This is a genomic window from Streptomyces sp. CNQ329 (assembly GCF_000482585.1).
Map to the genome: position 1 here is coordinate 288,339 of NZ_KI519460.1, position 21,236 is coordinate 309,574.

The window sequence follows — 21,236 nt, forward strand, 5'->3', positions numbered from 1 at the left end:
ACGCTCCGCCGCCGTCGCGCCCGTCCGTGCGCGAGTCCCGCCTCCCCGCTCCCTTCGCGGCGCCGCGGCGCGTCCTCGCGTACGGACCCGTCCTCGATCCGTCGCGAACGGCCACGGCCGGGAACAGGGGCACCCACCTATGACCACCGCACAACTCTCCCTCCACCACGTCACCAAGAGCTACGGCGAGCGCGTCGTCCTCGCCGACGTGACGCTCACCGTCCGCCCCGGCGAGAAGGCCGGCGTCATCGGGGACAACGGCTCCGGCAAGTCGACGCTGCTGCGGCTCCTCGCCGGCCGGACCGCGCCCGACGCGGGCGAGGCGACCCTGGTCGCGCCCGGCGGCCTCGGCCATCTGCCGCAGAGCCTCGACCTGCCGCCGCAGGCCACCGTCCAGGACGCGGTCGACACGGCGCTCGCCGGACTCCGCACGCTCGAAGCCGCGCTGCGGCGGGCCGAGTACGCCCTCGCCGGGGCGGCGCCGGGTGCGCCGCTGGACGCGGCGCTGGCCGCGTACGGCAGGCTCGTCGAGGAGTACGAGACCCGCGACGGCTACCGTGCGGACAGCCGCGTGGACGCCGCCCTCGCCGGCCTCGGCCTCCCCGACCTTGCCCGCGACCGCCGCCTCGGCACCTTGTCCGGCGGTGAACGCTCCCGCCTCGCCCTTGCGGCGACGCTGGCGGCCCGCCCGGAGGTCCTGCTGCTGGATGAGCCCACCAACGACCTGGACGACCGGGCGGTCACCTGGCTGGAGGACGAGTTGCGCGCCCACCGCGGCACCGTCGTCGCCGTCACCCACGACCGGTTGTTCCTGGAACGGCTGACGACGACGGTCCTGGAAGTCGACGCCGGCCGGGTCACCCGCCACGGCGACGGCTACGAGGGCTACCTCGCCGCGAAGGCGGCGGAACGCGCCCGCATGCACCGTGAGTACGAGGAGTGGCGCGCCGAACTCGACCGCAGCCGCCGCCTTGCCCGGGCCGCCGGCACCCGGCTCGCGGCGATCCCGCGGTCACAGCCGCTGGCGGTCTTCGGCCACGGCGCGTTCCGCACCCGCAGCCGGGGCCATGGCGCGGCGGGCCGTATCCGCAACGCAAAGGAACGCGTGGCCCGCCTCACCGCGAACCCGGTCCCGCCCCCGCCGCAGCCGCTGGTGTTCCGGGCCCGGCCGGCGCCGGGGAAGGAGCACGCCGCGGACACGGGGGAGCGGAAAGACGCGGCCCCGGCCGCGGGCGTGGGGACGGACGGGCGGGGCGGTTCCGCGGCACGCGGGGATACGGCGCCGGCCGCTCCGGCCGGTGGCGCCACGCCGGCCGCCGCGGGCGGGGGTGCGGTACCGGTACGGCCGGCGGCCTCCGCCCCGGCGGAGCCGGCTCCCGCCGCGGAGCTGGCGGACGTCGTCGTCGGGGACCGGTTGCGGGTGCCCTCGCTGCGGCTCGGTGCCACCGAGCGGCTGCTGGTGACCGGCCCCAACGGGGCCGGGAAGACCACACTCATGCGCGTCCTCGCCGGTGAGCTGAGCCCGGACTCCGGGGTGGCGCGGGTGCCCGGCAGGGTGGGGCATCTGCGGCAGGAGGAGACCGCGTGGCCGCCCGGCGCCACCGTGCTGCGGGCCTTCGCCGCCGACCGCCCCGGCACCCCGGACGAGCACGCCGCGCAACTCCTGTCGTACGGCCTGTTCCGCCCGGCGGACCTGCGGGTGCGCGTGGCCGAGCTGTCGTACGGGCAGCGCCGGCGCATCGACCTCGCGCGGCTCATCGCGGAACCGGTCGATCTGCTGCTCCTGGACGAGCCGACGAACCACCTGTCGCCCGCGCTCGTGGAGGAGCTGGAGCAGGCTCTCGCCCACTACGCGGGCGCCCTGGTCGTGGTCACCCACGACCGCCGCATGCGCGCGCGCTTCACCGGCACCCGTCTGCAGCTCCACGCCGGTACCCCGCATCCATCCGGGTGACACCCGCCGGCCGTGGCCGCTCCGGTCCCGGCGCCGCCGCGAGGACCTCGCCCGCCCGGCGGCGGCCCGCCGGCCGCCGGGCCGGCCGCCGCCGGGCGCCCCGCGATCCCGCCGCGCCCTCCGCTGGGGGTACCGCGTCGGCGGGCCGCCTCGGCGGTGAGGCTCGCGCCGCGCATGCTGGGGGCATGTCCGCCGCCACGTTCGTCTCGTCCCGGTGGTTCGTGGCGACGCTCTTCGTCGTCATCACCTTCGCCGACATCGTGACCTCCGAGGGGCACTCGCTCGGGGCGCTGTTCTCCGTCATCCCCGTGCTCGTCGCGGTGAACGGCGGGCGGATCGCCGTGGTCGTCGCCGGGGCACTCGGGGTGGTGCTGGCCGGATTCCTGAGCTGGTACAACCACGACGCCGGGCAGGCCCAGTTCTTCGCCCGGTTCATCGCCGTCATCGGCGCCACCGTGCTCGGGCTGGTCCTCCAGGCGGTGCGCGTCGACCGGGAGAAGCGGCTTGCGCGGGCGCAGCGGATCGCGGACGTGGTGCAGCGGGCGCTGCTGCCGCTGCCGCCCCGTCACGTGGGTCCCTTCGCCGTCGCCGCCAGCTACGCGTCCGCCGCGCACGACGCGCAGGTCGGCGGCGACCTGTACGACGTGGTGGGTACCGGCTCCGGGCTGCGGGCCGTGATCGGCGACGTACGCGGCAAAGGGCTGCCCGCCGTGCGCATCAGCGGCGGCGCGCTCGGCGTCTTCCGCGCGGTCGCGCACGACGAGCGGGACCTGCCGCTGATCGCCCGCCGGATGGAGCACAGCGTGCTGCGCGAGGCGGGGCCCGAGGACTTCGTGACCGTGCTGCTCGTGGAGGTCACCACCGGCGGCCGGTGCACGCTCCTGTCGTACGGGCACCCCGCGCCCCTCGTCCGCACCGTCGCGGGCGAGGTGCGCGAGGCCCCCGTCGCCGCCCACCCGCCGCTGGGCCTCGGGCTGTCGAGCACCTTGGCACCGGAAGCAGACCCGGCACCCGAATCCGGCCGCGGCTCCGGCGTCGTCCCCGCCACCGACCCCGCGATCGACCCCCTCGCGGCCCGGGCCTCCGCCGGCCCCGCGCGGACCACCGAGCTGGTTCTCGCTCCCGGCGACGAACTGCTCCTCGTGACCGACGGCGTCCTGGAGGCCCGCAACGCCGCGGGCGAGTTCTACCCGCTGGTCCCGCGATACGCCGCCTGTCTGGGCCCCGGCGACGCGCCCGCGGAGGTCCTCGCCGCGCTCAACGCCGACGTGCGCGTCTACTGCGGCGGCGAACTCGACGACGACTCCGCCCTCGTCCTGCTGCGCTACACGCCGCCGCTGCCGGGGGAGCGCTCGTCCTCGGCCGGGGCCGTCTCGCTCCGCTGAGCCGGCAGCCGCGGCACCCCGGCCTCATCGGCGTCCGGCGATGCGTCCTCGCCGCGGGGCGAGCCGGAGTCCGGGTGCCCGTCGCCGGCGCCGTCCGCCGCCCCGGCGGCCTTTGCGGCCTGCGCCGCGCGCGCCTCCCGGTCCGCCAGCCGTGCCTCGCGCCACGCCGTCACCCCCAGTGCGACCGGCTCCGTGTACCGCGCCGCCAGCGGTCCGACGATGACCAGCACCAGCACGTACGCCGTCGCCAGCGGCCCCAGGTCCGGTTCGACGCCGGCGGTGACCGCGATCCCCGCGATGACGATGGAGAACTCGCCCCGCGCGACCAGCGTGCCGCCCGCCCGCCAGCGGCCCTTCACCGAGATCTCCGCGCGCTTCGCCGCCCAGTAGCCCGTCGCGATCTTCGTCAGCGCCGTCACGCCCGCCAGCGCCAGCGCCGGAAGGATCACCGGCGGGATCGACTCGGGGTCGGTGTGCAGGCCGAAGAAGACGAAGAACACCGCGGCGAAGAGGTCGCGCAGCGGACTGAGCAGGTTGTGCGCGCCCTCGGCGACCTCGCCCGACAGGGCGATGCCCACCAGGAACGCGCCGACCGCCGCCGACACCTGGAGCTCCTGGGCCAGACCGGCGACCAGCAGCGTCATGCCAAGGACGACGAGCAGCAGCTTCTCCGGGTCGTCGCTGGAGACGAAGCGGGAGATCAGCCGCCCGTAGCGGACGGCGACGAAGAGCACCGCACCTGCCACGCCGAGCGCGATGGCCAGCGTGGCGCTGCCCTGCGCGATGCCGACGCCGGCGACGAGCGCGGTGACGATCGGCAGATAGATCGCCATCGCCAGGTCCTCCAGCACCAGCACGCTGAGGATCACCGGCGTCTCTCGGTTGCCGATCCGGCCGAGGTCGCCGAGGACTTTGGCGATGACGCCGGAGGAGGAGATCCAGGTGACGCCGGCCAGCACCACGGCGGCGACGCCGCCCCAGCCCAGCAGCAGCGCCATGACGGCACCCGGCAGGGCATTGAAGGTGAAGTCGACGACCCCGGCGGGGTACTGGGTCTTGAGGTTCGAGACCAGGTCGCTGGCCGTGTACTCCAGGCCGAGCATGAGCAGCAGCAGGATGACGCCGATCTCGGCGCCGATCGCCACGAACTCCTCGCTGGCGCCGAGCGGAAGCAGCCCGCCCTCGCCGAAGGCGAGCCCGGCCAGCAGGTAGAGAGGGATCGGAGAGAACTGGAAGCGGCCCGCGAACCGCCCGAGCAGACCGAGCCCGAGGATGATGGCGCCGAACTCGATGAGGAAAACAGCTTGGGAGTGCAAGCGCTCACTCCCTCCCGAGCAGCGCCGCGGCCGCCTCGATGCCCTCGCGCGTGCCGATCACGATGAGCGTGTCGCCGCCGGCGAACCGGAAGTCCGGGGTGGGGGAGGGGATGGCCTCCGCGCGCCGCAGCACGGCCACGATCGACGCCCCCGTCTCGGTACGGATGCGGGTCTCGCCGAGCACCCGGCCGTTCCAGTACGACGTGGCCGACAGCTCGACGCGCTCGGCGACCAGCCCCAGGTCGGTCGTGTGCAGCAGGTTCGGACTGTGGTGCGAGGGCATGAGCGCGTCGATCAGCGCCGCCGTCTCGGCGCCGTTCAGATGGAGCGACTGCGCGCAGGCGTCCGGGTCGTCCGAGCGGTAGACATTGATCGACCGGGTGCCGTCCCGGTGCGCGATCACCGACAGGTGCTTTTTCTGTGCACGCGTGGTGAGGTCGTACTTCACGCCGATCCCAGGCAGCGGTGTGGTGCTCATCCTTGGAGCAGGCACGGCCTGTCCCCTTTCCGACTCCGGCTTGAGTGTCGCGCGTCCGCGGCCCCGGGTTTCGGGCAGCCGATCCCCCCGCGCGGCGCAGCGCACATCGTGCCATCCCGCCGTACTGCGGGAACATGGGTGTCAGCACGGATGGACAACCCCGCCACGGCCGGGCCACCATCAGTGCCGGGACGGTAGTCTTCTCCGCCGGCCGCAGCCCCGGTCAGGCCCGGTCCCGCCGGCTGCGTCCACCGTCACCAGGGAAGCCCCGAATGAACCGAGCGGTCAAGGCCCGCGTCCTTCTCGCCGACGACCACGCGCTCGTGCGCCGCGGGATCCGGCTCATCCTCGACGCCGAGCCCGACCTGACCGTCGCCGCGGAGGCGGGCGACGGTGCCGAGGCCGTCGCCCTCGTCCGCGACGGGACCGAGGCGGACCTGGCCATCCTGGACGTCGCGATGCCCCGGCTGACGGGTCTGCAGGCCGCGCGCGAGCTGTCCCGCGTCCGGCCCGGGCTGCGGATACTCATCCTGACGATGTACGACAACGAGCAGTACTTCTTCGAGTCGCTGAAGGCCGGCGCCGCCGGCTACGTGCCCAAGTCCGTCGCCGACCGGGACCTCGTCGAGGCGTGCCGGGCGGCACTGCGCGACGAGCCGTTCATCTACCCGGGCGCGGAGACGGCCCTCATCCGCCGCTACCTCGACCGCGCCCGCCAGGGCGACCCGCTGCCGGCCCGGCCGATCACGGAGCGGGAGGAGGAGATCCTCAAGCTCGTCGCGGAGGGGCACACCTCCAAGGAGATCGGGGACCTGCTGGTCATCAGCGCGAAGACGGTGGAGCGGCACCGGGCCAACCTGCTGCAGAAGCTGGGCATGCGCGACCGGCTGGAGCTGACGCGGTACGCGATCCGGGTGGGCCTGATCGAGCCCTGACGCCGCGCCGGGCGTGCGCGGCGGCCGGCGCGCCGGCCCCGTGCCCCGTGCCGCGGGACCGGCGGGGGTACGGCCCCCGGCCGCACCCCCGCCGGTCCCGGCGCGCCCGGCCGGCTCAAGCCGCCGGCTCGGCAGCCGCGGGCGCGGCCCGTCCCGGGATCAGCGCCCCCGCCACCGCCGCCGACACCGCCGCCGCGACCGCCGTCACCGTGAACGCCTCCGTGAACCCTTCCAGCGTGCTGCCGACGAGGCTCGCCGCCGCCACGCTGGAGACCACCGCGGCACCCAGCGAGGCGCCGAACTCGTGGAAGGTGCTCACGATGCCGGAGGCGATCCCCGCCTCGTGCGGTGCCACCCGTCCCAGCGCCGTCGCCGACGCGACCACGAACATCGCGCCCGTGCCCAGCGCCGCGACGGTCACGCCGATCGCGACCGTCACCGGCCGGATCGACACGGCGGGGACCGCGAGCCCGGCCGCCGCGGCGGTGAGCGCGGCGATGGCGGGCGTCCGCGCGCCCGTCCGGCCGATCAGCCGGCCCGTCAGGTCGGCCCCCACCATGGCGGCGAACGCGACGGGAAGGAAGAGCAGCCCGGTGTGCAGCGCACCGTAGCCGCGGGTGTGCTGGTAGTAGAACGTGCCCAGGAAGAACACCGCCACCATCAGCGCCGTCGCCATCAGGATGAGGAACGCGCCCGTGGCCACCGGCCGCCGGGCCAGCAGCCGCACGTCCATCAGCGGGCTGCGGGCACGCCGCTGCCAGATCGTGAACACCAGGTAGCCGGCGGCGGTGAGCAGGACGAGCCCCGCGGTCCGGGCGGTGAGCCAGCCGCGTTCGCCGGCGTCGATGAGCCCGTAGATCAGCGTCGCCGTCGACGCGGTCACCAGCGCCGCGCCGAGGAGGTCCACCCGGGGCCGCTCCGCGGGGGCCGGGCGCGCCGGCAGCAGCACCGCGAGCACGGCGACGATGACGAGCCCGATGGGCACGTTGACGTAGAAGACCCACGGCCAGCCGGGACCCGCGGTCAGCAGCCCGCCGAGGAGGACGCCGAGCGCCGCGCCGCCGCCCCCGAGTGCGGACCAGACGCCCAGCGCCTTGTTCCGTTCCTCGCCCTCGAAGAGCGTGACCACCAGCGACAGGGCCGCGGGCGAGAGCAGCGCCGCGCCGGCGCCCTGCGCAATGCGCCCGCCGACCAGCGTGCCGCCCGACTCGGCGAGCCCCGTGGTCAGGGACGCCGCGGTGAAGACGAGCAGCCCGGCGAGGACCACCCGCTTGGGGCCGATCACATCCGCGATCCGCCCTCCGAGCAGCATCAGGCCGCCGAACGTCAGTGTGTAGGCGCTGACCGTCCACGTCACCGCCGCCCGGCCGAGCCCGAGGTCGGCCCCGATGTGCGGGAGCGCGATGGCCACCACCGTGACGTCGAGGATCAGCATGAGCTGCGCGACCCCGAGGAAGCCGAGGATGCGCCAGCGGGCGGGGTGCCGCCCGTCCTTCGTCGGTTGCCCGACCTCGTCGTGCGAAGCCATCAGTGCCCTCCGGTATCTCGTACGTAGATGTACGAGTTCTCACGGAGGACTGTAACGCAAACATTCCCGTACGAGTTAGGGTGGCCCGCATGAGCGCCTCCCCCCGCCCCGGCGAGCGCCCCCGCCGCCGGGCCGACGCCGAGCGCAGCATCGCCCGCATCGTCGCCGCCGCCCGCGAGCGGCTGGGTTCCGACCCGAACGCGACGACCGACGAGATCGCCAAGGCGGCGGGCGTGGGGCGGATGACCCTCTACGGGCACTTCAAGACCCGCGCCGAGCTGGTCGACGCCGCCTTCCGGGACGCGGTGGAGGACGGCGACCGGCGGCTGGCCGCCGTGGACCTGACGGGCGACGCGTACGAGGCGATGCGCCGGCTGCTGGCGTCGAGCTGGGCGCTGGTGGCGGAGTCGGCGGCGCTGCTGACCGCCGCCCAGGACGTGCTGCCGGCCGGCCGGGTGCGGGAGCTGCACGCCGGTCCGGCCGCGCGCGTCGAGGAACTCGTCCGCCGCGGCCAGGACCAGGGCGTCTTCCGCACCGACATGCCGACCGCCTGGCTCGTCGGTGTCGCACAGCACATCCTGCACGGCGCCGCGGAGGAGGTGCGCGCCGGGCGGCTGGATCTGGCGCCGGGCGAGGTCTCCGAGGTGGTCACGACGTCGGTGCTGTCGGTGCTGGCGGCACCGGCCGCGCCCGGCGCGTAGCCCGCGGAGACCTCGCGGCGCATAGCTAGCGGACGCGTACTAGGTGTTGAGGCCGAAGAACACGATGGCGCGCTCGGCCATGCCGGACATCGGCAGCGAGTGGCCCACGCCCTGGAGGCTGATCGCCTCCACGGGCGCCTGCTCGCCCGTGCCGCCGTAGCGGGTGCGGGTCCAGCCGGACTGCGGGCTGTCGGTCATGGACGGGGTCTGGCCCACGCCGTGGACGTCGGTCCACTGCTTGATCTCCTCCTCGAAGTTGGGGTAGCGCAGCGTGGTGTCGTTGGTGCCGTGCCAGACCTGCATTCGCGGGCGCGGGCCGGAGTAGCCGGGGTACGCGCCGCGTACCAGGTCGCCCCACTGCTGCGGGCTGCGGATGATCTGGCCGTTGGCGCACGCGCTGTTCCAGCCGGAGCCGTCGGTGGTGGCGAAGCAGCTGTGCGGCACGCCCGAGAACGCCGCGCCCGCCTTGTACACGTCGGGGTAGTTGCCGAGCATCACGTTGGTCATCATCGCGCCGGACGAGGCGCCGGTGACGAACGTGCGGTCCGGGTCCGCACCGTTGTTGGCGCGCACGTACTGCACCATCGAGTTGATGCCGACCGGGTCGCTGCCGCCGTCGCGGCGCAGCGCCTGCGGCGAGGAGACGTCGAAGCACTGGCCGCTTCGGGTGGCGGACGGGTAGATGACGATGAAGCCGTACTGGTCCGCGAGCCGGGCGAACTCCGTGCCCGAGTAGAACGCGGGGCCGGAGCCCGTGCAGTAGTGGATCGCCACGAGCACCGCGGGCTGCGGGCGGACGTTGTCCGGCACGTAGAGGTGCATGCGCAGGTTGCTGGGATTGTTGCCGAAGTTCGTCACCTCGCGGAGCGTCGCCGCGGACGCCTGCGGCGGTGCGCTGAGCGACAGGGCGGCGAGGAGGGCGAGGACGCAGCCGAGCAGCGCGGCGTGCAGCGGGCGCGCCCGGCGGCGGGTGGGGGGTGGGGGAGCTGCGGGTTGGGCTGCGGCTCTGGTGAACATGTCCATGCCCTTTCTAGACTGCGTGTGTGAAGGGTCTGCTGGTGCGGCTTTCGTCTCTGGACGCGGACGCCGCCGCGGCGGTGCGCGTGATCGCCCACTTCCAGGCGCTGTTGAGCGGCGGGTCCGTCGACCCCGAGGTGCTGGTGCGGTCGACCGCCGCGCTGGCGGGCTGCCCCGCGGGGCTCTCCGGGCAGGCGGAGGCGACCGGCCGGGCCGGCCGGGCACTGCGCTTCGGGCCGGACGGCGCCCGGTTGCCGTGCGACGGGCCGCCCGAGGCGTCCGGCGGAGCCGATCCGGTCTCGGGACGGCGGTCGCTGGCCCCCGCGGGGTGCGTATGGCTCGAACGGGACGGCGGGCCGGGCCCGTTGGACGACCTGGTCCTCGAATGGATGGCGCTGGCGGCCGGCATGGGCCCGCCGCGCGCCCCCCGCCCGCCGCACGTCGCCGATCCCGCGCTGGTGGAGACCGTGCTCTCCGAACGGGAGGCCGTCGAGGACCGCGTGCGCGCCCTGCGGCTGCTCGGCCTCAGCCCCGAACGGCCGCTGCGCGTGGTCGCGGTGTCCGGCGGCGGGGAGGCCGACGCGGGGGTGGAGGCGGTCGCGCTGCTCGCGCGCGGGGCTCCGGGCGCGACGGTGCGGATAGCGGCGATGGACGCGCTGGCGGCGGTGCTGGTGCAGACATCGGAGGGCGGCGCGACCGCGACGGGAGACGTGGCGAGGGACCTGTCGGCCGCGGCGGCGGAACGGGGACGGGGCCAGGACCGGAGGAGCGGGGCGGCGCGCGGCGCGGGGGACGGGGACCGCGCGGAGTCGGGGGAGGGGGCCCCGTCGCCGCCGCGTGCGGCGCGGTTCGGGGTCGGAGGCGGGGTGTCGCCCGTACGGGCCCATGTCTCCTGGGCACAGGCCCGCACCGCGCTGCGGTTCGCCGGCTCCGGCGGCCCCGGGGAGACGGTGGTCGACCACGACGCGCTCGGCCCGCTCGCGCTGCTCGCCGAGGTGCCGGCCGACCGGCTGCGCGCGGACCCGGGCGTACGGGCACTGACCGCACTCGCCGCGCGCGAGGGCGGCGAGTCGGGCATCGCGGCGCTGGACGCCTTCTGCCGCACCGGCTCCCTGCGCCGGGCCGCCGCTGAACTGCACCTGCACCACAGCACCGTGGCGGCCCGGCTGGCCCGTGCGGAGGCGGCGCTCGGCGTCCGGCTGCGCGAGCCGGACGACCGGCTGCGCGCCCGGCTCGCCCTGTACGCCTGGCGGTTGGCGAACACCGCCGGCGACTGACGCCGCGCGGCGGGGGACATCGGCGTCACCCCTGCCCGCCGCCGCGCTCGTCCGCGGCCGTGCCGTCCGCCCCGCCCGTCGCCAGACCCGCCCGGAGCGCGGTCACGGCGTCGGCGAGGATCCGCCGGGCCACAGGGGCGTGGGTCACCCCCACCGCGCCGTGGAACGTGCCCGCATAGAAGCGCAGCCGAGTCGGCACACCCGCGGCCGTCAGCGCCTCCGCGTACGCGACGGCCTCGTCGCGCAGCGGGTCGAACTCCATCACCGCCACGGACGCCGGCGGCAGCCCGGCCAGGTCCGTGGCCCGGGCCGGCGCCGCGTACGGGGGCACCTCCGGCGAGCCCGGCACACCGGGACCGAGGTACGCCTCCCAGCTCAGCCGGGCGTTGCGGCGGTTCCACACCGGGGTGTCGGTGAACGTGCGGGCGCTGGGCGTGCTCAGGCGGTCGTCGAGTGCCGGGCTCTGGAGGTGCTGGCAGCGGATCGCCGGGCCGCCGCGGTCGCGGGTCAGCAGCGCGAGCCCCGCCGCGAGACCGGCGCCCGCGCTGTCGCCCCACAGACCGATACGGGCCGGGTCGACGCCGAGCCCGGTCGCGTTCCCGGCCAGCCACCACAGGCCGGCGCGGCAGTCGTCGAGCGCGGCGGGGTAGGGGTGCTCGGGCGCGAGGCGGTAGTCGGCGGCGACGACCACGGCGGGCAGTTCCCGGCAGAACCGGAGCAGGGTGTCGTGGTCGACCTGCGGCGAGCCGAGGACGAAGCCGCCGCCGTGCAGCGCGTACACGGCGGGCAGCGGGCCGGCGGGCGCGGGCGTGGCGGGCTGGTAGACCCGCAGCGGCACCTTCGGCCCGCCCTCCGCGAAGCCCGGCGCGAGCACCTCCCGGACGACCACGCCCGACTCGTCGGCCGCGGGCGCGGCGGCCAGCTCGGCCGCCTGCGCGGCGCGCGCGGCGCCGAGGTCCACGAGGTCGACCTCGGCCATCAGCGCGACCGCCGCGGCGAGTTCGGGGTCGAAGGCGTAGCGCATGCGCGGATCCCGTCCGTGTGGGGGCCTGCGGGTGCCGGTGCGCTTGGCACGGTGTCATGCGGCGGCGGCGGTGGACAGCAGACGCCCGTCGGGAAAGCCGCGGCCCGCACCCGACGACCGTGCGCCGCGTGGCGGAGCCCGCGGGCGTGACCGCGCGCCGCGGCCCGGCGGCCGGGCGGGTGGACGTCCGCCCGGCCACCGGGCCGGCGCCGGAGCGCCGGCCTTCGGCCCGCATGCATCCCCCGATACGCCGGCCCGGGCCGGGTGCGTGCCCGGAGAACCCCGGTCGTCAGCCTCCGCCCGCGTACGCCCTGTTCGTGATCCGTACCGCGTCCTGGTGCACCAGCCAGCGCGTCAGATACGCCCAGCCCGCGTGCATCGCCACCCACTCCTCCCGGCCCTGGTACGGGTCCGCGTCCTCCGGCGCGTACGTCCGGCCGTCCGGGTGGCGCTGCTGCATCGCCAGCGCGCGGCCCGCGTGCAGCCGCTCCCAGTACGCGCCGCCGGCGCCCGCCAGGCCGTCGAGCCGCAGCTCCCGCGCCACCACGTCCATCGCGACGAAGTCCATCCGCCGCGACGGGCCCCAGCTCGTGCCCTGCGGGAAGTAGATCTCGTCCGAGCCGCGCATGTACATCGTCCCTCCCGGCGCGGCGTACGGCGGGCTGGTGAACTCCCGGTCGGTGAGGGCGGCGTAGACGACGTCGAAGTTGTGCAGCGCCGCGCGGGGCGCCGGCTGGCCGGCGAGCGCGGACGTGAGGACGGCGTGGGTGTTCTGCACGGCGGTGGCCATGTAGTCGGGGTGGACGATGCCGTGGTTGACGACGAGGCCGTCCTCCTCGGCGTTCCAGCCGCCGACCCAGCGGGACACCGGCCTGCCGTGCAGCACCCGCCGGCTGCCGAGGTCGGAGGGGCGGGCGAAGGCGGAGATCATCAGCTCCAGGTTCGCCTGCCGCCAGGCGGGCGCGTTGCGGTGGCCGGGCATCATCGCGGTGGCGACCTGGAGCAGCATCGCGTTCCAGGAGTTCTCCTCGGCCTTGCTGTCGCCGGGGGTCTGCTCGACGCCGTCCCGGTCCTTCCAGTACGGGACGTCGTAGCCCAGGAACCGGTCCGCCTCGTCCTCGGTCATGGCGCGCACCCCCTCCCGCTCCGCGGGCGTCAGGTCGTCCCACAGCAGCCAGCCGGCGAACCCGGCCATCGCCGCCCACAAGGCGCTCTGCCACTCGTCGCCCCAGCCGCCCGCCTCGGTGGCGCGGTGGTGCCCGGCCACGGAGGTCAGCAGCCGCACGGCTGTCGCGCGGGCGTGCGGCTCGGCGACGCCGGTGCCCTCCGCGTCGTACGCGCCCGTGGCCAGCGAGGCGGCGAGCGCGAACGCCTCGGCGGCGACGGGGCGCACGTCGTGCTCGGTGGTGCCGCCGAGGTCGAGCAGGCCCTCGCCGCCCTGGCCCGCGAAGCGCTCGTCGTACCAGGTCGTCAGCGCGTAGCGGTTGGCGTTGACCAGGATCGCGCGCAGCCGCGCGGCGTCCGCGCCGGGCGGCAGCCCTTCGCCGAAGTCCGTCCAGTCGACGGGCACGACCCGGGCCGACGGCGGCCGGGCGGTCGCCGCCGCACCCGCGGGCAGCGCCGGCAGCCCGGCGAGGAGCGTCGCGAGCAGCGCGACGAGGAGCACGAGACGCGGCCTTCGGCCGCCGCTTACAGGACCCATGGCACTGCCTCCTCCGGAGCCGTACGACTCGTCCCACCCGGAAAGTAACCGCTTACTATGCCCGCGTGAACCCCTCCCGCAACCGGCCCTGCCGCAGCCGGCGGCCGTCGATCGCCCATAGTGGTACGCAGCGTACGAATCGAGGAGGCCCCGCCCCGTGTCCCTGTTCTGGCGGATCTTCGGGCTGAACGCCCTGGTGCTCGGCACGGCCGCCGGCGTGCTGATGCTGGCGCCCGTGACCGTCTCCTCGTCGGTCCTGCTCGCCGAGGCCCTGGTGCTCGTGGCGGGCGTGACCGTCATGCTCGTCGCCAACGCCGCGCTGCTGCGCGTCGGCCTCGCGCCCCTCGAACGTCTCACCGGGCTGATGAACACCGTCGACCTGCTCCGCCCCGGCCAGCGGCTCGCCGTGCCGGGCGCCGGCGACATCGCCGACCTCATCAGCGCGTTCAACGCGATGCTCGACCGGCTGGAGGCCGAGCGCGCGGCCAGCACCGGGCGTGCGCTGTCCGCACAGGAGGCCGAGCGGCGGCGCATCGCGCAGGAGCTGCACGACGAGGTCGGGCAGAGCATGACCACCGTGCTGCTGGAGCTGAAGCGCGTCGGCGAGCGCGTGCCGGAGGCGCTCCGCGGCGATCTGGAGCGGGCACAGGAGACCACCCGGGAGAGCCTGGAGGAGGTGCGAAGGCTCGCCCGCCGGCTGCGGCCCGGGGTGCTGGAGGACCTGGGCCTGGTCAGCGCGCTGACCTCGCTGGGCAGGGACCTGGACGGGCACACGGGGATACGCGTCGACCGCCGCATCGATCCGGGCCTGCCGCCGCTGGACCCGGACGTGGAGCTGGTCCTCTACCGCGTCGCGCAGGCGGCCCTCACGAATGTCGTCCGGCACGCCGCGGCGGACCGGGTCGGGCTGAGCCTCGTGTGCACCGGCGACGGGGTGGAACTGCGCGTCACCGACGACGGCCGCGGCATGGGCGCCGCCCGCGAGGGCGCCGGGATCCGCGGGATGTGCGAGCGGGCGCTGCTCATCGGCGCGGCGCTGGACGTGACGCTCGCGCCGGGCGGCGGCACGCAGGTGGTGCTCACGGTTCCGGAGCCCGGGCGGCCCCGCGGCGAGGCGCCGGAGCCGCCCGCGGTGCGGCGCTAGCGGCCGGGACCGGGCCGCCCGGACCGGAGTCCGGGCCCGGCCACAGATGCTCCCGGGCCCGGTGCAGCCCCGGCCCACCTCGCACCGCCGCGATCATCCCCGTACGACACCTGCCGGATGAAATCGATTTCGACTACGGTCCCCGTACCAGCGGGCACCCCCGTACGTCCCGGGCGCCCGCACCGGCACCCGAGGAAACGAGGAACCATGCACGACACCCCCTGGCCGGTGGTCCGCCGCTACCGGGGCGAGCGGCTCGCCCACATCGTTATGCCGGTCGGCGGCATCGGCACCGGCTCCATCGGCTTCGGCGGACGCGGCCACCTGCTCGACTGGGAGCTGTTCAACCGCCCGGCCAAGGGCTTCACCCCCGACTCGTTCTTCTGCATGCGCGCCGAGGGCGCCGCCGGGACGTTCACCCGCGTCCTCGAATCGGCCCTGCTGCCCGCCGAGTACGCCGGCCACAGCGGCAGCCCGTCCGCACTGCACGGCCTGCCCCGCTTCCGTGAGGGTGAGTTCGCCGCCGCCTACCCCTTCGGCCAGGTGCGGCTGACCGACCCCGGCCTGCCGGTGGAGGCGACGGTACGGGTCTTCAACCCGCTCGTCCCCGGCGACGCCGAAGCCAGCGGCATCCCCGCGCTCATCTACCGGGTGCGCCTGCGCAACACCGGCGCCGAGGAGCTGGCCGTCGACGTCTGCGGCAACCTCCAGCACGTCGCGGGCCGCCACCCCACCGGCGGCCTGCCCGCGGGCAACGTCTTCGACCGCCTCGACGTGAACGGCGCCACCGTGCTGGCCGGACGCACCACCGAGGTCGCCGAGGACGCCGAGAGCTGGGGCACCCTGGCCCTCGCCGCCCTCGGCGGGCCCGTCACCAGCCACCGGCTGACCTGGGCGCGCCGTTCCTGGGGTGATTCGCTGCTGGACTTCTGGGACGACTTCACCGCCGACGGCCGGCTCGGCGAGCCCGCCGAGGGCGCCCGCGTGCCCACCGGCTCCCTCGTGGTCTCCGACCGCCTGCCCGCGGGCGCCGAGCGGGAGTTCACCTTCGTCGTCGCCTGGCACTTCCCGCACCGCCGCGGCTGGAGCCACCGCTTCCAGGGCCCGCCGGACTACGGCCACAGCGCCGACGTCGTCGGCAACCACTACGCCACCCGCTACGCGGACGCTGCCGACGTGGTCCGCCGGCTCGTGCCCCGGCTGGCCGGCCACGAGCGCCGGACCCGCGCCTACGCCGAGGCCGTCACGACCTCCAGCCTGCCGCCCGCCGTCAAGGACGCGGTGCTCTCCAACGCCGCGGTGCTGAAGACACAGACCTGCTTCCGCATCGCCGACGGCACGTTCCTGGCCTGGGAGGGCGGCAACCCCGACCACGGGAGCTGCCACGGCAGTTGTACGCACGTGTGGAACTACCAGTACGCGCTGGAGCAGCTCTTCCCCGACCTGGCCTGGACGATGCGCGAGGTCGAGTTCGTCCACGCGCTGGACGAGCGGGGCATGATGAGCTTCCGCGCCGGGCTGCCGCTGGAGCGCGCGGGCACCGGCTGGCGGATCGCCGCCGCCGACGGGCAGATGGGCGCCCTCGTCCGGCTCTACCGCACCTGGCGGCTGACCGGCCGCGACGACCTGCTGGCACGGCTGTGGCCGGGCGCGCGCCGGGCGCTTGCGTTCGCCTGGATCCCGCGGGGCTGGGACGCGGACCGCGACGGGCTGATGGAGGGCTGCCAGCACAGCACGAGCGACGTCGAGTACTACGGGCCGAGCGGGATCAACCAGTCCTGGTACCTGGCCGCGCTCGCCGCCTGCGAGCGCATGGCGCGCGCGCTCGGCGACCACGACTTCGCCGGCACCTGCGCGGAGGTGCTGGCAGGCGGCGCGGCCCGGACCGACGCGGAACTGTTCAACGGCGCGTACTACGAGCAGAAGGTGCTGCCCGCCGGCTCCGCCGACAACATCGCCGACGGCCTGCGTATCCGCTACGACGGCGACAACCCCGACGTCGGCTCCGACGACCTCGTCGACCCCGACCTGCAGATCGGCCCCGGCTGCATGGGCGACCAGCTCGCCGGTCACACGCTCGCCGTGCTCTGCGGCCTCGACGACCGGCTCGATCCGGAGCACACCGCGACCGCGCTGCGCAGCGTGCTGCGGCACAACCACCGCGGAGAGTTCCACTCGCACATGAATCATCTGCGCACCTTCGCGCTCGGCGACGAGCACGGGCTGCTGAACTGTACGTATCCCCACGGTGGCCGGCCGACACGACCGTTTCCGTACTGCAACGAGGTATGGACGGGCGTGGAGTACACCGCGGCGCTCGGGCTCGCCGCGCAGGGCGACCGGGACGCGGCCGAGCACGTGGTGGCGGACGTCCGGGACCGCTATGACGGGCGGGCGCGCAACCCGTTCAACGAGGTGGAGTGCGGCAACCACTACGTGCGCTCCATGGCCTCGTTCGGGCTGGCGCACGCCTGGCCGCGGACCGTCGTGGACGCCGGCGCCGGGACCGTCGAACTCGACCCGCTGCCGGGCAGGTGGCCGGTCGTCGCCGGAGGTCACGTGGGTGTCGTGCACGTTACCGCGGTCCCGGACGGGGTCACGGCGGAGGCGGTCTGGGAGTCGGTCGACGAGGAGAGCCGGGGGCCCCTCGCGGTCCGGCTGCGCGCCGTCGCCGCGGGCGCGGAGGGCGGCACCGCGCTTCCGCCCGCGTAGCCGAGGGGGCCGTCCCGTACGGAAGCCGGCGCCGGCTCCGGTACGGGCGCGAGCGCCCGTACGGGGCGGCCGCCCCGCGGATTCCGCGTGCACACCTCTTGACCCCCGCGGTGACGCGCTGCTTGCATGGCTGGCCATCAGGCAAGAAATCGATTTCACGCCCTGTTCCACCCGTACATGCCGAAAGGTCCGCACCGCGAGAAGCGGTGCGGGCCCAGCGAGAGGAGCCGCAATGGGTTGGGTCGGACCGGGAGGAATGTCGCGCCGTCAGGTGCTGCGGTCGATGGGCGCGGCGGCGCTCGCCGCGCCCGCCGCGGGGAGCCTGGCGGCGTGCGGGGGATCGGGGTCCGGGGACTCGTCCTCGCTCGACCTCGTCTATCTGGGCGACGCCACCCAGCAGGAGGCGTTCAACGCGCTCTTCGCCGAGTTCAACAAGTCCAAGCCGAAGGTGAAGATCAAGGCCCGCGGCATCGCCGCCGAGACCTGGGGCAACTTCGCCAACACCGTCTCCACCCAGATCGCCGGCGGCAAGGTCCCGGACATCGTCCAGGTCGCCACCGAGGGCCAGCGGCTGTTCGCCTCCAAGAGCCTCCTGGAACCGCTCGATGCGTATATGGACAGGGACAGGAAGGTCGTCGAGGACTACTTCGCCGACACCGACCCCAAGCTGAAGGAGTGGACCGAGACCTACGGGTCCACGGACGGCAAGACGTACTTCATACCCGGCGGCTACAACACCTCGGTCCTGTACTGCAACACCGAGGTCTTCGCCGACGCCGGCGTCGACCTGCCCGAAGACGGGTGGACCTGGGACGACTTCCGCGCCGCCGGGGAGCGCATCAAGCAGAAGACGGGTGCGTTCCTGCTGCCCGCCGGCTTCGCGTTCCCCTTCCTCGACATCATGCCCTGGCTGCTCACCAACGGTGCCAGCACCCACAACGCCGCCTGGGACGAGGCGACGTTCGACAGCCCCGCCGCGGTCGAGGCCGCCGAGTACGTCAAGGGCCTGATCGACGACGGCCTCTCACCCAAGCCGGGCGGCAACTTCAACGCCGCCGCCCAGCTCCGCAAGGGCAGGCTCGCCACCTTCGGCGCCGGCCGGTGGGCCACCCTCGACATGCGCCGTCTGAAGCTCACCGACTCCGTACGCATCGTGCCCTGGCCCAGCAACACCAAGCCCGGCGCCAGCGTCGGCTGGGACGGCTGGCCGATCCTGCGTGCCTCCAAGAACAAGGACGCCGCCTGGGAGTTCCTCACGTGGATGATGTCGAAGGAGGCGTCCACCTTCTACGCCTCCGCCGGCGGCACCAACATCCCCGCCCGCAACTCCGTCGCCGCGAGCCCCGCGTTCACCGACGACGCCCCGGCCGGCACCGAGCACCTGCCCGCCGCACTCGGCTACGGCACCCCGATCCCCTCGCCCGAGCGCGGCGCCGAGGCCCAGGCGGCCGTCACCCAGGGCTGGCAGGCCGCCATCCTCGGCAACCAGCCCGCCGCAGAGGCCCTGGGCAGCGCGAACGACAAGCTCAGCGGGCTGCTGTGACCCTCACGCAGGAACACCGGAAGCGCGCCGCCGCCCCGCCCCCGGCGGCGCGCCGCGGCGGCCGGTTCCGGCGCGGCGACTGGGTCGGGTACGCGTTCCTCAGCCCCGCGCTGCTGCTCTTCCTCGCCTTCGTGGCCGGGCCGTTCGTCGTCGCCATCGTCCTGGCCTTCTACAGCTGGGACATGCTCACCCCCGCCGAGTTCAACGGCGTCGGCAACTTCACCGAGATGTTCTCCGACCCGCTGCTCTATGAGGCGCTGGTCAACACCTTCGTCTTCGCCTTCGCCTCCGTCCTCACCCACCTCGGCGGCGGGCTGCTGCTCGCCATGGGCGTCAACCGGATGATGAACAGGGCGCTCTCGTACTTCGTGCGCACCACGCTCTTCTTCCCGTTCGTCATCTCCTGGGCCGCGGTCGCGCTGCTGTGGAAGTACGTGCTCGACCCCACGTTCGGCCTGGTCACCCACTACGCGGGCGAGATCGGGGTGCAGCCGCCGGAGTGGTTCACCGACCCGGCGTGGGCGCTGCCCGCCATCATCGCCATCGACTTCTGGCACACCATCGGCTTCACCTTCGTCATCATGCTCGCGGGGCTGCAGACCGTGCCGCGCGAACTCCACGAGGCGGCCCGGGTGGACGGCGCCCGGCCGCACCAGATCTTCTGGCGGGTGACGCTGCCGATGATGTCGCCGACGATCTTCTTCGCCGCGGTCATCACCTTCATCGGAGCCTTCCAGATCTTCGATCCGGTGCAGATCATCACGCCCGACGGCGGGCCGGAGAACTCGACCATCACCATCGTCATGTACCTCTACCAAAAGGGCTTCCAGTCCTTCCAGATCGGCTACGCCGCGGCCGTCTCCATCCTCGTCTTCGTGATCATGATGGCCGTTACGCTGCTGCAGTTCTGGGGCTCGCGGAAGTGGGTGCACCAGCAGTGACCGTACGGATCCGCAAGCGCCGGCGCGTACGCCCGGCCCACCTCCTGCTCGAACTCCTCCTGGTCGCCGTCGGGCTCGTCATGATCGCCCCGCTCGTCTGGCTCGTCGTGCAGAGCTTCACCGCGGAGCGGGCGGCCTTCGAGATGCCGCCGAACTGGATCCCCCACCCCTTCACCACCGAGAACTTCGCCGCCGTGCCGGACGCCATCCCGTTCGGCCGGATGGCGCTCAACAGCCTCCAGGTCGCGGTGATCGCCACCGCCGGCTCGCTGCTGGTCAGCGTGCTCGCGGCGTACGCCTTCTCCCGGCTCACCTTCCGCGGCCGGGACGGGATCTTCCTCGTGCTGCTCAGCGCGCTGATGATCCCGGCGCAGATGACGGTCATCCCCGTCTTCGTGCTGATGCGCAACCTCGGCCTCATCGACTCGCTGCCCGCGCTGTGGCTGCCCGCGCTGATCAACGTCTTCTCGATCTTCTTCTTCCGGCAGTACTTCACCACCATCCCGCGCGAGCTGGACGAGGCCGCGCGCATCGACGGCGCCGGACACCTGTGGATCTGCTTCCGGGTCATCGTGCCGCTGTCCGGGCCCGCCCTCGCGGCGATGGCGATCCTGACGTTCGAGGCCGCCTGGAACAACTACTTCGGCCCGCTGATCTTCCTCAGCACCCCGGAGAACATGACGCTGCCGGTGGGCCTGGTCGCCCTCCAGGCCAGCCACGGCGGCTCGCCGGTGGTGGTGTTCGCGGCGATCACGGCGGTGGTGGTGCCGGTGCTGGCGCTGTTCCTGCTCTTCCAGCGCTCGTTCGTGGCGAGCATCGCCCAGGCGGGGCTGCGCGGATGAGTGGGCACACGACGGCGGTCCCGCGGACCGGGCCGATCCCCGGCGAGGCCACCGCCGAGAACGAGGCGCTGCGGCGGCTGTTGCGCGGCGCCTGGCCGAGCCTGCCGGCGCTGGCCGTCGCGGGGACGGCCGTCTGCGCCGCCGGCACCGTCGCCGTCCTGCTCGCGCCGGGGGTCACCCCCGTCTCGGTGCTCCTCGCCGCCCTGCTCACCGGCCCCTGGCTGGCCGCGCTCGGCGCCACGGCCGACCGGATCGGCGCGGACGGCGAGGCGGAGATCCGGGACTGGTGGCGCGGGCTGTGCACGCTGTGGCGGTACGGTGCCGTGCAGACGCTGGTGCCCGCGGTGCCGACGGCGGCGTTCCTCGCCGCGCTGGCGCTGTGGCAGCAGACGCAGAGCCCGTGGCTGCTGCCGTCGCTGGCGGCCGGCGGCGCGTGCGCCGTCGCCGGGCTGCTCGCCCTGCCGGCCGCGCTGTCCCTCGGCACCGCCCGCCCGGCGCTGCGCGGCAGGCTGCTGTGGATCTGCGCGGTGCACCTGGTCGCCCGCCACCCGACGCGGTTCCTCGCCGCCCCGTCGCTGGCGCTGCTGGGCCTCTCGGCCTCGCTGCGCTGGACCGCCTCGCTGCTGCTCCTCGTCCCGCCGCCGGTGGCGCTCGTCGCCTCCGCCGCGACGGCGACGGCCCTGGCGCGCCACGGCACGGCCGGCGCCGGGGGAGGGGAACCGGAGCGGGGCTGACGC

General features: G+C 74.7%; 17 protein-coding genes. 11 read left to right on the forward strand and 6 right to left on the reverse strand.

What is annotated here, in order from left to right; all coding sequences use genetic code 11:
* The first annotated feature begins 139 nt into the window (after positions 1–139).
* The gene (locus I003_RS0130790; protein WP_027774933.1) at positions 140–1,954 is read left to right on the forward strand and encodes an ABC-F family ATP-binding cassette domain-containing protein; all 1,815 of its coding nucleotides are present in this window, start codon (positions 140–142) and stop codon (positions 1,952–1,954) included.
* Positions 1,955–2,139: 185 nt separating this feature from the next.
* Positions 2,140–3,339: a PP2C family protein-serine/threonine phosphatase gene (locus I003_RS0130795; RefSeq protein ID WP_027774934.1), complete on the forward strand. Its 1,200-nt coding sequence runs from the start codon at positions 2,140–2,142 to the stop codon at positions 3,337–3,339.
* Here I003_RS0130795 and I003_RS0130800 read toward each other — a convergent pair.
* Together I003_RS0130800 and I003_RS0130805 are read right to left on the reverse strand one after the other, a co-directional pair.
* Positions 3,279–4,655 carry a cation:proton antiporter gene (locus tag I003_RS0130800; RefSeq protein ID WP_027774935.1) on the reverse strand — a complete coding sequence of 459 codons (1,377 nt, stop codon included), beginning with the start codon at positions 4,653–4,655 and terminating at the stop codon, positions 3,279–3,281. The two genes, I003_RS0130795 and I003_RS0130800, sit on opposite strands and share 61 nt — an antisense overlap.
* A 4-nt stretch (positions 4,656–4,659) precedes the next feature.
* A complete protein-coding gene (locus I003_RS0130805; protein WP_026276345.1) occupies positions 4,660–5,133 on the reverse strand; it encodes a cation:proton antiporter regulatory subunit in 474 nt (157 codons plus the stop codon).
* A gap of 272 nt (positions 5,134–5,405) precedes the next feature.
* Here I003_RS0130805 and I003_RS0130810 point away from each other — a divergent pair, with 272 nt between their 5' ends.
* Positions 5,406–6,068 (forward strand): response regulator transcription factor, encoded by a 663-nt coding sequence (locus tag I003_RS0130810; protein WP_027774936.1) that lies wholly within the window; start codon positions 5,406–5,408, stop codon positions 6,066–6,068.
* Between the two features lie 115 nt (positions 6,069–6,183).
* Here the strand turns inward: I003_RS0130810 and I003_RS0130815 are convergent, their stop codons facing one another.
* Entirely contained in the window at positions 6,184–7,596 is a 1,413-nt protein-coding gene (locus tag I003_RS0130815) for an MFS transporter (protein ID WP_027774937.1), read from the reverse strand.
* 89 nt (positions 7,597–7,685) lie between these two features.
* Between I003_RS0130815 and I003_RS0130820 the strand changes: the two genes are divergently transcribed.
* Positions 7,686–8,297, forward strand: a complete 612-nt coding sequence (locus I003_RS0130820; RefSeq protein ID WP_027774938.1) for a TetR/AcrR family transcriptional regulator — start codon at positions 7,686–7,688, stop codon at positions 8,295–8,297.
* A gap of 39 nt (positions 8,298–8,336) precedes the next feature.
* On the opposite strand, the gene I003_RS0130825 is transcribed toward I003_RS0130820, so the two are convergent.
* A complete protein-coding gene (locus tag I003_RS0130825) occupies positions 8,337–9,314 on the reverse strand; it encodes an extracellular catalytic domain type 1 short-chain-length polyhydroxyalkanoate depolymerase (RefSeq protein ID WP_486584484.1) in 978 nt (325 codons plus the stop codon).
* A gap of 26 nt (positions 9,315–9,340) precedes the next feature.
* Between I003_RS0130825 and I003_RS0130830 the strand changes: the two genes are divergently transcribed.
* Positions 9,341–10,591 (forward strand): helix-turn-helix domain-containing protein, encoded by a 1,251-nt coding sequence (locus I003_RS0130830; protein WP_027774940.1) that lies wholly within the window; start codon positions 9,341–9,343, stop codon positions 10,589–10,591.
* A 25-nt stretch (positions 10,592–10,616) separates the two neighbouring features.
* Here I003_RS0130830 and I003_RS0130835 read toward each other — a convergent pair whose 3' ends face one another.
* On the reverse strand, positions 10,617–11,615 hold the full coding sequence (locus I003_RS0130835) for an alpha/beta hydrolase (protein WP_027774941.1): 999 nt from the start codon (positions 11,613–11,615) through the stop codon (positions 10,617–10,619).
* A 289-nt stretch (positions 11,616–11,904) separates the two neighbouring features.
* Positions 11,905–13,317 carry a hypothetical protein gene (locus tag I003_RS0130845; RefSeq protein ID WP_027774942.1) on the reverse strand — a complete coding sequence of 471 codons (1,413 nt, stop codon included), beginning with the start codon at positions 13,315–13,317 and terminating at the stop codon, positions 11,905–11,907.
* A gap of 157 nt (positions 13,318–13,474) precedes the next feature.
* On the opposite strand from I003_RS0130845, the gene I003_RS0130850 reads away from it, so the two are divergent.
* The 6 genes from I003_RS0130850 to I003_RS0130875 all read left to right on the forward strand — a co-directional run bounded on the left by I003_RS0130850 (position 13,475) and on the right by I003_RS0130875 (position 21,233).
* Positions 13,475–14,461 carry a sensor histidine kinase gene (locus I003_RS0130850; protein WP_027774943.1) on the forward strand — a complete coding sequence of 329 codons (987 nt, stop codon included), beginning with the start codon at positions 13,475–13,477 and terminating at the stop codon, positions 14,459–14,461.
* Between the two features lie 207 nt (positions 14,462–14,668).
* On the forward strand, positions 14,669–17,173 hold the full coding sequence (locus I003_RS0130855; RefSeq protein ID WP_027774944.1) for a GH116 family glycosyl-hydrolase: 2,505 nt from the start codon (positions 14,669–14,671) through the stop codon (positions 17,171–17,173).
* Between the two features lie 256 nt (positions 17,174–17,429).
* On the forward strand, positions 17,430–18,716 hold the full coding sequence (locus I003_RS0130860; protein ID WP_486584485.1) for an ABC transporter substrate-binding protein: 1,287 nt from the start codon (positions 17,430–17,432) through the stop codon (positions 18,714–18,716).
* Positions 18,713–19,657, forward strand: coding sequence for a carbohydrate ABC transporter permease (locus tag I003_RS0130865; RefSeq protein ID WP_027774946.1), 945 nt, complete (start codon positions 18,713–18,715; stop codon positions 19,655–19,657). The genes I003_RS0130860 and I003_RS0130865 overlap by 4 nt, the downstream gene beginning before the upstream one ends.
* Positions 19,654–20,499 (forward strand): carbohydrate ABC transporter permease, encoded by an 846-nt coding sequence (locus I003_RS0130870; protein WP_027774947.1) that lies wholly within the window; start codon positions 19,654–19,656, stop codon positions 20,497–20,499. Before I003_RS0130865 ends, I003_RS0130870 begins: the two co-directional genes overlap by 4 nt.
* A complete protein-coding gene (locus I003_RS0130875) occupies positions 20,496–21,233 on the forward strand; it encodes a hypothetical protein (RefSeq protein ID WP_486584486.1) in 738 nt (245 codons plus the stop codon). The genes I003_RS0130870 and I003_RS0130875 overlap by 4 nt, the downstream gene beginning before the upstream one ends.
* The last annotated feature ends 3 nt before the right edge of the window (positions 21,234–21,236 follow it).